Origin of the sequence: Leifsonia poae (genome assembly GCF_050632865.1) — a bacterium.
Lineage (GTDB): Bacteria > Actinomycetota > Actinomycetes > Actinomycetales > Microbacteriaceae > Leifsonia > Leifsonia poae_B.
In genome coordinates this window covers 221,397-234,158 of record NZ_JBODSA010000001.1, presented here as the reverse complement: position 1 = coordinate 234,158, position 12,762 = coordinate 221,397, and the positions used below count along the sequence as shown (strand labels likewise).

General features: G+C 69.6%; 10 protein-coding genes and 1 pseudogene. 7 read left to right on the top strand and 4 right to left on the bottom strand.

Going from position 1 to position 12,762, the window contains the following annotated elements; translation table 11 throughout:
- Positions 1–63: 63 nt before the first annotated feature.
- The 5 genes from ACRAWB_RS01095 to ACRAWB_RS01075 all read left to right on the top strand — a co-directional run bounded on the left by ACRAWB_RS01095 (position 64) and on the right by ACRAWB_RS01075 (position 5,319).
- Positions 64–1,467 (top strand): glycosyltransferase family 4 protein, encoded by a 1,404-nt coding sequence (locus ACRAWB_RS01095; protein ID WP_431351673.1) that lies wholly within the window; start codon positions 64–66, stop codon positions 1,465–1,467.
- Between the two features lie 74 nt (positions 1,468–1,541).
- Positions 1,542–2,399, top strand: coding sequence for an ABC transporter permease (locus tag ACRAWB_RS01090; RefSeq protein WP_431351672.1), 858 nt, complete (start codon positions 1,542–1,544; stop codon positions 2,397–2,399).
- Position 2,400: 1 nt separating this feature from the next.
- Entirely contained in the window at positions 2,401–3,657 is a 1,257-nt protein-coding gene (locus tag ACRAWB_RS01085; RefSeq protein WP_431351671.1) for an ABC transporter ATP-binding protein, read from the top strand.
- Complete coding sequence (locus ACRAWB_RS01080) at positions 3,654–4,526, top strand: glycosyltransferase family 2 protein (RefSeq protein WP_431351670.1); 873 nt, start codon at positions 3,654–3,656, stop codon at positions 4,524–4,526. The genes ACRAWB_RS01085 and ACRAWB_RS01080 overlap by 4 nt, the downstream gene beginning before the upstream one ends.
- A gap of 481 nt (positions 4,527–5,007) precedes the next feature.
- Complete coding sequence (locus tag ACRAWB_RS01075) at positions 5,008–5,319, top strand: hypothetical protein (RefSeq protein WP_431351669.1); 312 nt, start codon at positions 5,008–5,010, stop codon at positions 5,317–5,319.
- A 24-nt stretch (positions 5,320–5,343) separates the two neighbouring features.
- On the opposite strand, the gene ACRAWB_RS01070 is transcribed toward ACRAWB_RS01075, so the two are convergent.
- The 4 genes from ACRAWB_RS01070 to ACRAWB_RS01055 are packed head-to-tail and all read right to left on the bottom strand — an operon-like array spanning position 5,344 to position 10,815.
- The gene (locus tag ACRAWB_RS01070; RefSeq protein WP_431351668.1) at positions 5,344–7,404 is read right to left on the bottom strand and encodes a cell wall-binding repeat-containing protein; all 2,061 of its coding nucleotides are present in this window, start codon (positions 7,402–7,404) and stop codon (positions 5,344–5,346) included.
- Between the two features lie 58 nt (positions 7,405–7,462).
- Entirely contained in the window at positions 7,463–8,326 is an 864-nt protein-coding gene (gene rfbA / locus ACRAWB_RS01065) for a glucose-1-phosphate thymidylyltransferase RfbA (RefSeq protein ID WP_431351667.1), read from the bottom strand.
- 2 nt (positions 8,327–8,328) lie between these two features.
- Positions 8,329–8,952, bottom strand: coding sequence for a dTDP-4-dehydrorhamnose 3,5-epimerase family protein (locus ACRAWB_RS01060; protein WP_431351666.1), 624 nt, complete (start codon positions 8,950–8,952; stop codon positions 8,329–8,331).
- A 9-nt stretch (positions 8,953–8,961) separates the two neighbouring features.
- Positions 8,962–10,815 (bottom strand): cell wall-binding repeat-containing protein, encoded by a 1,854-nt coding sequence (locus ACRAWB_RS01055; RefSeq protein WP_431351665.1) that lies wholly within the window; start codon positions 10,813–10,815, stop codon positions 8,962–8,964.
- Positions 10,816–10,922: 107 nt separating this feature from the next.
- Here ACRAWB_RS01055 and rfbB point away from each other — a divergent pair.
- Positions 10,923–11,911, top strand: a pseudogene (gene rfbB / locus ACRAWB_RS01050) (dTDP-glucose 4,6-dehydratase).
- Entirely contained in the window at positions 11,911–12,759 is an 849-nt protein-coding gene (gene rfbD, locus ACRAWB_RS01045; protein WP_431351664.1) for a dTDP-4-dehydrorhamnose reductase, read from the top strand. The pseudogene rfbB and the gene rfbD overlap by 1 nt, the downstream one beginning before the upstream one ends.
- Positions 12,760–12,762 lie beyond the last annotated feature (3 nt).

Here is a 12,762-nt window from a genome sequence, read left to right as displayed (position 1 = left end):
CCTCCTTCGGTCAAGCCCGGACCGTTCGAGGGTGGCCCGCACGATGACGCGAGAAGGAGCACCATGCCGACCACCGATCCGAGCGAGGGCACGGACGTGACCACGACGACGGCCCCGCGGCGGCGCATCCTCGTCGTGACCCCGGACACGCTGGGCGAGCTGATGGCCGGCCCCGCGATCCGCGCCTGGGAGATCGCCAAGGCGCTCAGCGCGGTCGGCGATGTGCGCCTCATCTCGACCAACCGGGTCACCGACATCTCCGACGAGCGTTTCCACGTCGCCTTCGCCGACGACGAGGGCCTGCGCGCCCACGTCGACTGGGCCGAGGTGCTGGTCTTCCAGGGCCACATCCTGCGCAGCCACCCGTGGATCAAGGCGACCGACACCATGATCGTCGCCGACATCTACGACCCCATGCACCTGGAGCAGCTGGAGCAGGGCAAGGACCTCTCGCCCGAGGAGCGCGTCGCGGTCGCGATCGACACCGTCGAGGTGCTGAACGACCAGCTCGAGCGCGCCGACTTCCTGGTCTGCGCGTCCGAGAAGCAGCGCGACTTCTGGCTCGGCCAGCTCGCCGGCCTCGCCCGCATCAACCCGGCGACCTATGACCGCGACCCGAGTCTGCGCTCGCTGCTCGACATCGCGCCGTTCGGCGTGCAGAACGAGCCGCCCGTGCTGAAGCGGCACGGCATCAAGGGGACGGTCCCGGGCATCGGACCGGACGACAAGGTGATCGTCTGGGGCGGCGGCATCTACAACTGGTTCGACCCGCTCACCCTCATCGAGGCCGTCGCGATCGCCCGCCGCGCGCATCCCGACCTCCGGCTGTTCTTCCTCGGCGCCGCGCATCCCAACCCCAACATCCCCACGATGAGGATGGCCGTGCAGGCCCGCGAACGCGCCGATGCCCTCGGGCTCACCGGCGAGACCGTGTTCTTCAACGAGTCGTGGGTGCCGTACGCCGACCGTGCGGACTACCTCCTCGACGCCGACCTGGGCGTCAGCACCCACTACGAGCACCTTGAGACGGCGTTCAGCTTCCGGACGCGGATCCTCGACTACCTGTGGGCGTCGCTCCCGATCATCAGCACCGACGGGGACACGTTCGCGCCGATCATCCGCGACAACGACCTCGGCCGCGTCGTGCCGCCGGAGGACGTGGAGGCCCTGGCCGCCGCCATCGAGGAGCTGCTGTACGACGCCGACGCGCGCGAACGCATCGGGGCGAACATCGCCGCCTACGCCCAGGAGCACACCTGGGAGCACACCCTGCGCCCGCTCGTGGCCTACTGCGCCGACCCGACGCCCGCGCCGGACCGCGTCGCCGGCATCGTCTCCGAGCGCACGCGGGTCACGAACGACCTGCACAAGCGCATCCGCGGGCTCGAAAGCAGCTCGTCCTGGCGCCTCACCCGACCGCTGCGGGCGGCCTCCGAGTGGGTCTCCGCCAAGCGCCGCAAGCTATAATCCATCGAATGCCCGAAGAGATTGACGACTGAATGACTGCACTGGATCGATATCGTGCGCTCTCCCAAGAGCGGATGGTGACGGTCAGCGGCGACGACAAATCCAGCGGCTCCTGGGCCGCCGTGCGGGACATCCTCCGCCACCGCGAGCTCCTTTCGCTCCTCGTCCGCCGCGACCTCAAGTCGCGCTATAAGGACAGCGTCCTCGGTTTCGTGTGGACGCTGGTCCGCCCGCTGACCCAGCTGCTGATCTACGCGATCGTCATCGGCAAGATCCTGGGCGCGGAGCACGGCATCGCCGACTTCGCGATCTACGTCTTCACCGGCCTTACCGCGTACGGGCTGTTCAGCGAGATCATCGGCGGAACGACGGCGTCGATCGTCGGCAATGCCGGACTGATCAAGAAGATCTACCTGCCGCGCGAGATCTTCCCGCTCGCCAGCGTGGGGTCGGCCGGGTTCAACTTCCTCATCCAGTTCGCCATCCTGCTGGTCGCGACGATCGCGATCGGCAAGCCTCCGCTTCACGCGGAGACCTGGTACCTCATCCCGTCGGTGCTGCTGCTCCTGCTGTACGGCACGGCGTTCGGTCTGCTGCTGGCCGCCGTGAACGTGTACCTGCGCGACGTCCAGTACCTCGTCGAGGTCGTGCTACTGCTCCTGCTCTGGGCCTCCCCGATCGTCTACTCCTGGGAGATGGTCGCGAAGGCGCTCGGGCACGGCATCCTGCTCGACATCTACACCGACAATCCGGTGACGCTCGCCGTGCTCGGGTTCCAGAAGGCCATGTGGGTGGGCGGCCAGGGAACGGCGGTGTACCCCGACTTCCTGCTGCTGCGCATGGGCATCGCGTTCGTGGTCGGCCTCTTCCTCCTGTTCGGCTTCCAGCGGGTGTTCTCGCGCCTGCAGGGCAACTTCGCGCAGGTGGTGTGACATGACGACAGACACGACAGCAGTCGCCCGGGACGAGGTGGAGGGCGAGACCCCCGAGATCGTCCGGGTCGCCGACGTCTCCAAGCGGTTCGTGATCCGCAAGGACAACTCGCTCAAGGAGCGCCTGGTCGCCTTCGGCCGCGGCCGCGAGCACCGCGAGGAGTTCTGGGCGCTCCGGGATGTCTCGCTTACCATCCAGGCCGGTCACACGGTCGCGCTGATCGGCCACAACGGCTCCGGCAAGAGCACGCTGCTCAAGGTCATCGGCGGCATCATCGACCCGACCAGCGGCAGCGTCGCGCGCCGCGGCCGCATCGCCGCGCTGCTCGAGCTCGGCGCGGGCTTCCACCCCGACCTCACCGGGCGTGAGAACGTCTACCTCAACGCCTCCATCCTCGGCCTCAGCCGGGAGGAGACCGAGGAGCGCTTCGACGAGATCCTGAGCTTCTCGGGCATCGGCGACTTCATCGACACACAGGTGAAGTTCTACTCGTCCGGCATGTACGTGCGCCTGGCGTTCGCCGTCGCCGTGCACACCGACCCCGACCTCCTCCTGGTGGACGAGGTGCTGGCGGTCGGCGACGAGGCGTTCCAGCGCAAGTGCCTCGACAAGATCCGGTCCTTCCAGCAGGAGGGGCGCACCATCATCCTGGTCACCCACAACCTGAGCCAGGTCACCGAGCTCGCCGACCGCGCGATCCTGCTCAACAAGGGCGAGGTCGTCTACGACGGCGAGCCGGGCGGGGCGGTCACCGAGTTCCGCAACATCCTCGAGGGCCGCCGGGTGCTCGAGGCCGAGGCGGAGGCCGCGGTGCACGCGTCCAAGCACGGTGAGCCGGTGCTGGAGCACGGCCGGGTCATCGAGGCCCGTGCGTGGGCCGACGGGCGCGAGCCGGGCGAGCCGGTCCAGCCGGGCGACGATCTTCGCATCGAGGTCACCGTCGAGCACGAGGAGGGCATCGACGACTGGATGGCCGCCATCCAGATCGACAACACCCTCGGCCAGCCTGTCTACGGCACCACGACCGCGCGCATCGGCGCCGACGTGGCCCGCCTCAAGGAGCGCCGCACCGTCGCGTTCGTGCTGCGGGACGCCCGCTTCGGCGCAGGCAAGTACTTCGTGAACGCGTCGCTGATGGACCGCGCCGGCCGCCACCTCTCGGACATGCCGCAGGCCTGCTCGTTCGATGTGCCGTACTACCCGCTCGCGGTCGGGATGGTCCACGCCGTCCCCGAGGTCGTCGAGCCGTCGGCGTGACCGGCGGCCCGACCGGCGACGCCGCGAGCGCCGCCCCGCGCGTGCTCGCAGTGACGGTCACGTACAACTCCGCGGACACCATCGGGCCCTTCCTGTCGTCGCTGGCCACGGCCGGCCGGATCGACGAGGTCGTCGTGGCCGACAACGCCTCCGCCGAGGCGGCCGAGGTCGGCGCTGCGGTCAGGGCCGCCGGGTACCGGTTCGTCGAGCTCCCGGAGAACGAGGGCTACGGCGGAGGGGTGCGCGGCGCGGTCGACGCGGCGCTGGTCGAGCCGGACTACGTGCTCGTCGCCAACCCCGATGTGATCTTCTCCCCCGGCGCCGTGGACGCGCTCGTCGCCGCCGGGCAGCAGCTCCCGTCGGCCGGGTCGCTCGGTCCCAAGATCCTGGACGCCGACGGCACCGTCTATCCGTCCGCCCGCCGCCTCCCGTCGCTCCGCACGGGCGTGGCACACGCCCTCTTCGGCCGGCTCTGGCCGTCGAACCCGTGGACGGTCCGCTACCGCGCCGAGCGCGAGACCGAGATGCGCCGCGACGCCGGCTGGCTGTCGGGCGCGTGCCTCCTCATCCGCGGCGAGGCCTACCGCGAACTCGGCGGGTTCGACCCCGCCTACTTCATGTACTTCGAGGATGTCGACCTCGGCGACCGGCTCGGCAAGGCCGGCTGGCGCAACGTCTACGTGCCGGAAGCCGTGGTGACCCACACCGGGGCGCACTCCACCTCGCGCGAGCGGAAGCGCATGGAGAAGGCGCACCACGACAGCGCCTACCGCTACCTCTCGCGCAAGTACTCCCCCTGGTACTTCGCCCCGCTGCGCCTCGCCGTGCGGTTGGGCCTCTGGGGCCGCCTGTGGTGGGTGTCGCGGTGAGTTCCGCCTCCTTCGCCCGTCGCGCCGTCTCCGCGGTGCGCTGGCGGGCGGCCATGCGGCTGTACCGCGCCGGGCGCTTCCGGATGCGCGAGCTGCTGCGCTCCGGCGACCCGGACGGCGTCGCGGTCATCATGTGCCTGTGGAACCGGCGCGAGCGCATCGACGCGGTGCTGACGCAGCTGGATGCGCAGCAGGGCACCCGTGTCCGGCTGCTGCTATGGAACAACAAGCCCTCCGACGACGCCTACTACCGTGAGCGGATCGCCGCGTACCGCCCGCACGGCGCCCTCGCCTCCGTCTCCCTGTTCTCCAGCCCAGTGAACGTCGGCGGGCTCGGCCGCTTCTTCGCCGCCCGGCAGCTCTGGGTCGCGGGCGAGCGCGGTACCTTCGTGATGCTCGACGACGACCAGGACGTCAGCGACGCCTTCCTCACCGACCTGCTCGCCGCCTCCGGCCCGAAGACCATCGCCGGCTACTGGGCGTGGACCATGGATGGCGAGTACTGGGCCCGCACCCCGCGGAGCCGGGCGACCGCGTCAGCTACGTCGGCACCGGCGGCTGCGCGTGCGACCTCGACATCGTCTCCGACCCGTCCTTCTTCACCGAGCTGCCGCGCTACTTCGCGTTCCTCGAGGACATCTGGATGTGCGGGTACGCCCGCAAGCGCGGCTGGGTGCTGCGCAAGGTCGACACCCCGGTGGAGTTCGTCCTCGACGAGACGAACCAGCACCACACCCTCGCCGAACGCAAGGCGGAGTTCTACCGCTACCTCCGGCTCGACGACAGCCACTGACCGCGCGCTGCGCCCGCCCGGGCGTCAGCAGGGGCGGAAGCTCGCCACGTCGGGCGCGAGGGCGGTCGTGCCGCCGATGAGCACGACCTTGGTGGTCTTCATCGTGACCAGGTCGTTCCCGATCGAACGCGGGAGGCAGTACGACCGGGCGACGAACAGCGGCGCCTTCTGAGCACCGGCCACGGCCGAACCGGCCAGCGCGTCCGGGAAGTCGACGCCCGAGGCGACGTAGACGGTCGGCGCGGTCGGGAACTTCTGCGAGTTGACCAGGTGGCTCGTGTCGAAGCGGTCGTAGCCGCCGATCCGCGTCACGGTCGCGCCCGACGCGCGCATGGAGGTGTCCAGCGCCGTCGAGATGGCCGTGGAGCCGCCGACGATGGTCGCCGAGGTCAGCTTCGCCGAGGCCGCGTAGGCGCTCGTTCCGGCGTCCGTCGCGCCGAAACCGGTCACCAGCACGACGGGCTGGCCTCCGGCCCCCGCCGCGGACGCCGCGGACAGCGCGTCCGGGAAGTTGAGTCCCGACGCGAAATACGCGCCCTTCACGCCTGGGAAGGCGTACTGGGCGAGCAGACGCGAGGTCTCGAACCGGTCGGAGCCGGCGATGCGCTGGAGGTTCGGCTGCAGTGCCGCGAGCTTCGCGACCGCGGCGGCGGACACCGCGTTCACGCCGCCCACGACGACGATCTTGGCGGGAGCGAGACGCTTCACCTCGGCCAGGACGCTCGCGGTGACGTCGGCGCCGGTCGAGAGCAGCAGCGGGCCCTTCTGCGCCGCGGCCGCAGGCCCGGCGGAGAGCGCGTCCGCGAAGTTCATACCGGAGGCGATGTACACCACCGGAACGCCCGAAGCCGGGTAGGCCGCCTTCGAGACGGCCACAGACGTGTCGAACCGGTCGGAGCCCGAGATCCGGCTGCTGGTCGGACTCCCGCCGATCGTGCTGGAGTACAGCACCGTGCGGCAGCCGAGGTCGCTGTTGCCTGCCGGGTTGCCGGGCGCCGCGATCGCGACGAGGCACGCCGAATACTGCCCGTCGGTGGTGCGCGGCACACTGGCGGAGAACCCGTGCGCCGGCCCCGCCATCGGGTAGACGGCTCCGACGTCGGGCCGGTTGAGGTTCGCCACGACGGTCTGGGTGCTGGTGCCGGACGGGGTGTTCCAGCTGATCTGGACGTTAAGCGGCACGGTGCTCAGCGACGGGTCGAACGTCCATCCGGAGACGGAGAAGGTGGTCGCGCCGAGCGTTCCGGCCTCGAAGTTGCCGGTGGGCTGCGCGCCGGACGTCGGCGACCCGAACCAGTCGGAGTACAGCCGCCAGAAGTTGCGGTTGCCGTACGCCGAGCATCCGTCGCCGGTCCCGTAGAGGTTGGCGAGCGCCGCGGCGTTCGGCTGGTACGGCGTGTAGTAGTAGAGGGCCGCGGTCGCCTGGTTGCGCACCACGACGTTGGACGACCCGCAGGCCGCGTTCGGGCTGTAGCGGATGGCGCTGGCCTGGCCGATCGGCAGCCAGCTGAAGTAGGGCGACGTCCCCGGCGGGTTGCTGTAGCGCTTGAACTGCCACGCGGCCTTGTAGACCTGGTTGTAGAAGCCGAGTGTGGTCGTGTCGCAGCCGCCGGTGTCGGGGCACGCGAAGCCGGTGGCCTTCTGGTACTGGCCGGCCGTCGGCGAGGTGTCCGTGACCAGGCTCTGCTCCTTCTGGAGCAGGACGAGGATCACCTTCTGGCTGATGCCGCACGCGGCGCCGACGCGGGCGATGATCGTCGCGGCCGACTCATTGGCCGCACCGGTGTAGGCGGCGCACATCGCGTCCGCCGCCCGGGAGTACGTCGACTCGCGGTAGTCCTTGAGGCAGGTGTAGCCGGCGTCGCACGCCGGCACCTGCACGTTGAGCCACGCCTGGATGTTGCCGGCGTCGACCGCACTCCCGTTGTAGAAGTTGGAGTCGCTGATGATGTAGCCGGGCTGGAAGTCCGCCGCGTTCGCCGCCTCGGCCCGCTGGGGCGTCGCGGCGAGGGCGCCGACGAGCACGACCGCCATCACCGAGAGCACGGCGGCGAGCATGCGGAAGGGGTGGCGAGTCGGCGTCACGCGGGCCAGCCTAGCCCGGGGTCGCGCAAGACCCCGGGCGCGACGCACGGAGTGTGCGCTACTCGCTCAGCAGACGCATGAGGTAGCTGCCGTAGCCGCTCTTGACGAGCGGTGCGGCCAGCGCCTCGAGCTGCGCGTCGTCGATCCAGCCCGCGCGCCAGGCGATCTCCTCGATGCAGCCGACCTTGAAGCCCTGCCTGTCTTCGATGACGCGCACGTACTCGGACGCCTGCATCATCGACTCGAACGTCCCGGTGTCGAGCCACGCGGTGCCGCGGTCGAGCACCTGGACCTGCAGGTTGCCGGCCTCCAGGTACCGCTCGTTGACCGTGGAGATCTCCAGCTCGCCGCGCGCGCTGGGCTCGATGGTCTTCGCGATCTCGACCACGCTGTTGTCGTAGAAGTAGAGGCCGGGGACGGCGTACTTGGACTTCGGCTTGGTCGGCTTCTCCTCGATGGAGAGGGCCTTGAAGTCGTCGTCGAACTCGACGACGCCGTACGCGGTCGGGTTGCTGACCTGGTAGGCGAAGATCAGGGCGCCGTCGATGCTGCTGTGGTTGCGCAGCGACGAGCCGAGGCCGGTGCCGTGGAAGATGTTGTCGCCGAGGACGAGCGCGACCGACTCGTCGCCGATGAACTCCTCGCCGATGATGAAGGCCTGCGCGAGGCCGTCGGGCGACTCCTGCACCGCGTACTCGAGGCGGATGCCGAGGTGCGACCCGTCGCCGAGGAGAGCCTTGAACTGCTCGTTGTACTCGGGCGTCGTGATGATCAGGATCTCGTCGATGCCGGCCATCATCAGCGTCGACAGCGGGTAGTAGACCATCGGCTTGTCGTAGATGGGCATGAGCTGCTTCGAGATGCCCTTGGTGATCGGCCACAGCCGGGTGCCGGATCCGCCGGCGAGGATGATGCCGCGCATCGTCAGTTGCCTCCCTTGTCGGTGGATGCGTCGAGCGACGCGTAGTAGGCGCGGGCCGCGTCCCAGGTGGGGAGCAGACCGGCCGCGGCGGCCTCGGCGAGGGACGGCGCCTCAGTGTCCTTCGGGGACAGCAGCGGCTCGCCCGCCTCGTCCGGGAACCGCAGCGCGATGTCCGGGTCGAGCGGGTTGATGCCGTGCTCGCGTCCCGGGTTGTAGACGTCGGTGACGAGGTAGCTCACGGTGGCGTCGTCGGTCAGCGCGACGAAGCAGTGGCCCAGCCCCTCGGCGATGTAGATCGCGCGCCGGTCGGTGTCGTCGAGCAGCACCGAGTCCCACTGGCCGTAGGTCGGCGAGCCGAGGCGGATGTCGATCACGTAGTCCAGCACGGCACCCCGCGTCGCCGTCACGTACTTGGCCTGGCTCGGCGGGATGTCGGCGAAGTGGATGCCGCGCACGGACCCGCGCCGGGACACGGAGGTGTTCGCCTGCCGCAGGTCGAGGCGGTGGCCGACGGCCTCCTCCAGCCGGTCGAAGCGGTACCACTCCAGGAACACGCCACGGTCGTCGGCGTGCTGCTTGGGGGTGATCTCGTACGAGTCGGGGATCGTCAATTCGCGGATCTGCACTCCGAGAGTCTACTGGCAGGCGCTGAGCAACCCCACTTGAGGGCTCACGGCCGTCGTACCGCCGATCAACCCGATCGTCGACGAGCGCTGCGCGTACTGCACAGATCCCGGGTAGACGCACCAGCCCGGGGTGACGAGAAGGGCGTTCTTCGTCTTGGCGGCGAGGGCAGCTCCGGACAGCGCGTCCGGGAAGGCCATTCCCGAGGCGACGTACGTGGTGGGAGTGCTGGACGGGAACGCATCCTTCATAATCGCGAGACTCGTGAGGAAGCGGTCATCGCCGGCGATCCGACCCGCGGTGAATCCCCGCTGCCGGAGGCCGGTGAGGTAGCTGTCGGGAATGACGGTCGTTCCGCCGACGACCGTGGTCTGGGTTACGCCGAGCTTCCGCAGCGTGGCGATGGTCGCCGCGTCAGGCGTGCCGCCGACGACGAGGAGAACCGGGTACCCCTTGGCGCCCGCGGCCGCGCCCGCCGAGAGCGCGTCCGGGAAGTTGAGCCCGTACGCCAGGTACGCCCGAGTGGGATGACTGGTCTGGAAGGCGTCGAGGGCGATCGCCTGCGAGGTCTGGAAGCGGTCCCATCCCGAGATGCGCTTGACGACCTGCCCGGACTTGATCCCAGCGAGCTGCGCGACGGCTGCGTCGGAGACCGACTGCGGGCCGCCGACCACGTAGATCGTCGTCGGCTTGAGGCGACGGAGCTCGGTCATGATGACCGCCGGCACCGCTCCCGCGGTTGTGAGAAGGAGCGGGCCGCCGCGCTTCGCCGCGGCCGGAGCTGCGGCGAGCGCGTCCGGGAACACCATGCCGTTGGCCACATACGCAGCGGCGATGCCGGCACCGGGCGACGGGATCGCCGCGCGCGAGATCGCCGCGGACGTCTCGAACCGGTCCGACCCGGAAGCCCGGGTGACGCCATAGCCCCACCAGGCGTGGAAGAACATCCAGAAGTTGCGGATGCCGTACGCCGAGCAGGCGTCGCCTTCACCGGGGTAATTGTTCAGCGATGCCTGGTTCGGCGTGTAGGGCGTGTAGTAGTACAGCGCGGCGGTCGCCTTGTTCTCGATCAGGACGTTCTTCGTCCCGCAGCTCTTGTCGAGGTTGTACTGGATCGCGCTCGTGGAACCGACCGGGAACCAGTCGAAGTACGGGTCCGATCCGTAGGTCTTGAACTGCCACGCGGCACCGAACACCTGGTTGAAGAAGCCGGTGGACGTCGGCGTGCCGTCACACTGCGGGTCCGCGCCGACATCGGGACAGTTCCACCCCGTGGCGTGGTCGTACATCCACTGCGTGGGCTTGGACGAGTAGACGAGGCCCTGCTCCTTCTGGATGAGGGCGAGCAGGACGACGGGATTGATCCCGCACGCTCGCCCCACACCGGCGATGATCGCGGCGGCGGAAGCGTTCGCCTGGCCCGTGTAGGCGGAGCATGCCGCTCCTGCCGCCTTCGACGGAGTCGTCGCGCGATAGTTGCGAAGGCAGGTCGGCCCACTCGTAGCCTGACAAGTGGGCACCTTGCTCTCGAGGAACGCCTGGATGGTCTCGGCCGGCCACGCGTCCCCGCGGTAGAAGTCCGCATCCTCGACGAGCCGCCCCGCTTTGAACTGCGATGCGTCGGCGACGGGCGCCGCCAAAGCGGACACGCCCGCGTCCCCCAGCGCGTCGCGCACGTTCTTCTCGAGCTGGGCATCATCGGGCGCGCTCGTGCCCTGCGCCTTCGCGACGGCGTCGTAATACTGCGACCGATGCGAGTCGTCCGCCACCGCCGGCGACGCCGTCAGCACCCCCGCAACGACCGCGAACGACAACAGAGCAGTGACCATCGCGCGCACTCCCGCGCGGTTCCCCCCAGAGACCATGATCGGCAGCCTAGCGCGAAATGGTTGCCTGAGATCAAGGGCTTTCGGACCTCATTGGTAGACTCGCCCGGTAATCCACGACTCCGTGAGGCAGGTCACCCATCCCCATGAAGATTCTCGTCACTGGCGGCGCCGGTTTCATCGGCTCCAACTTCGTCCGTCGCACTCTGCAGGACGCGTATCCCGGCCTCGAGGGCGCCGAGGTCGTCGTGCTCGACGCACTGACCTACTCCGGCAACCTGGCCAACCTGGCGCCGGTCGCCGACTCCCCCGCTACACCTTCGTCAAGGGCGACATCCGCGACGGCGGCCTGCTCGACGAGCTGTTCCCGAGCGTGGACGCGGTCGTGCACTTCGCCGCCGAGTCGCACGTCGACCGCTCGGTGCGCGACGCCTCGATCTTCGTCGAGACCAACGTTCTCGGCACCCAGCAGCTGCTCGACGCGGCCCTGCGCAACAACCTGAAGCGCTTCGTCCACGTCTCCACCGACGAGGTCTACGGCTCCATCGCCGAGGGCTCGTGGGCCGAGGACCGCCCGCTCGAGCCGAACTCCCCGTACTCCGCCTCGAAGGCCGGTAGCGACCTGCTCGCCCGCAGCTACTTCCGCACGCACGGCCTCAACCTGTCGATCACGCGCTGCTCGAACAACTACGGGCCGTACCACTTCCCCGAGAAGGTCATCCCGCTGTTCGTCACGAACCTCATCGACGACAAGCACGTTCCGCTGTACGGCGAGGGCAACAACATCCGCGACTGGCTGCACGTCGACGACCACACCCGCGGGATCGCGATGGTGCTCGTGAACGGCCGCGCCGGCGAGATCTACAACATCGGCGGCGGCACCGAGCTAACCAACAAGGAGCTCACCCAGCTGCTCCTCGACGCGACCGGCAAGGACTGGTCGTACGTCGACCGCGTCGCCGACCGCCTCGGCCACGACCTGCGCTACTCGGTCGACATCTCCAAGATCCAGTCGGAGCTCGGCTACGAGCCGCTTGTCCCGTTCCAGCAGGGCCTCGCCGACGTCGTGCAGTGGTACCGCGACAACCGCGCCTGGTGGGAGCCGCTGAAGGCCCGCGCGGCGCTCGACAACTGATGACGCGCTACCTCATCGCCGGGGCGGCCGGGATGCTCGGCCAGGACCTGCAGAAGGCGCTGGCCGGCCGCGACGTGACCGCGCTGTCCCGCGCCGAGCTCGACGTCACCGACCGGGATGCGGTGCTCGCCGCGGTCGCCGGGCACGACGTCGTGATCAACGCCTCCGCGTACACGAAGGTGGACGACGCCGAGACCCACGAGGACGACGCCTACGCCATCAACGCGCTCGGCACCGAAAACCTCGCCATCGCCGCCGCCCGCAACGGCGCACGGTTCGTCACGGTCTCGACCGACTACGTCTTCGACGGGCAGGCGACCGAGCCGTACGCCGAGGACACCCCGCGCGACCCGCTGAACGCGTACGGACGCACCAAGGCCGCGGGCGAAGAGCTCGCCCTGGCCGCGCATCCCGACGGCGCATACGTCGTCCGCACGGCGTGGCTGTACGGCGCCGGTGGCGCCAACTTCGCCAAGACCATGGTGAAGCTCGCGGGCAGCCACGAGACCGTCAGCGTGGTCGACGACCAGGTCGGCCAGCCGACATGGACCGGCGACCTCGCCGCCCAGATCGTCGCACTGGTCGACAGCGACGCGCCGGCCGGGGTCTACCACGGGACTAATTCCGGCCAGACCACCTGGTACGGCTTCGCGCGAGCGGTCTTCGCCGCGGCGGGGCTGGATCCGGAACGCGTGAAGCCGACGGACAGCACCACCTTCGTCCGCCCGGCTCCCCGCCCGTCCTACTCGGTGCTGGGGCACGACGCGTGGACGCGCGCCGGGCTGCAGCCCATGCGGCCGTGGCAGGACGCCCTCGCGGCCGCGACGGCCGACGGCCTCTTCGACTGATCC

Bases quoted from the DNA above. Each gene is read 5' to 3' on its own strand.
- rfbD (WP_431351664.1), top strand. From the start codon at position 11,911: ATGACGCGCTACCTCATCGCCGGGGCGGCCGGGATGCTCGGCCAGGAC.
- rfbA (WP_431351667.1), bottom strand. From the start codon at position 8,326: ATGCGCGGCATCATCCTCGCCGGCGGATCCGGCACCCGGCTGTGGCCG.
- ACRAWB_RS01090 (WP_431351672.1), top strand. From the start codon at position 1,542: ATGGTGACGGTCAGCGGCGACGACAAATCCAGCGGCTCCTGGGCCGCC.
- ACRAWB_RS01055 (WP_431351665.1), bottom strand. From the start codon at position 10,815: ATGGTCTCTGGGGGGAACCGCGCGGGAGTGCGCGCGATGGTCACTGCT.
- ACRAWB_RS01085 (WP_431351671.1), top strand. From the start codon at position 2,401: ATGACGACAGACACGACAGCAGTCGCCCGGGACGAGGTGGAGGGCGAG.
- ACRAWB_RS01095 (WP_431351673.1), top strand. From the start codon at position 64: ATGCCGACCACCGATCCGAGCGAGGGCACGGACGTGACCACGACGACG.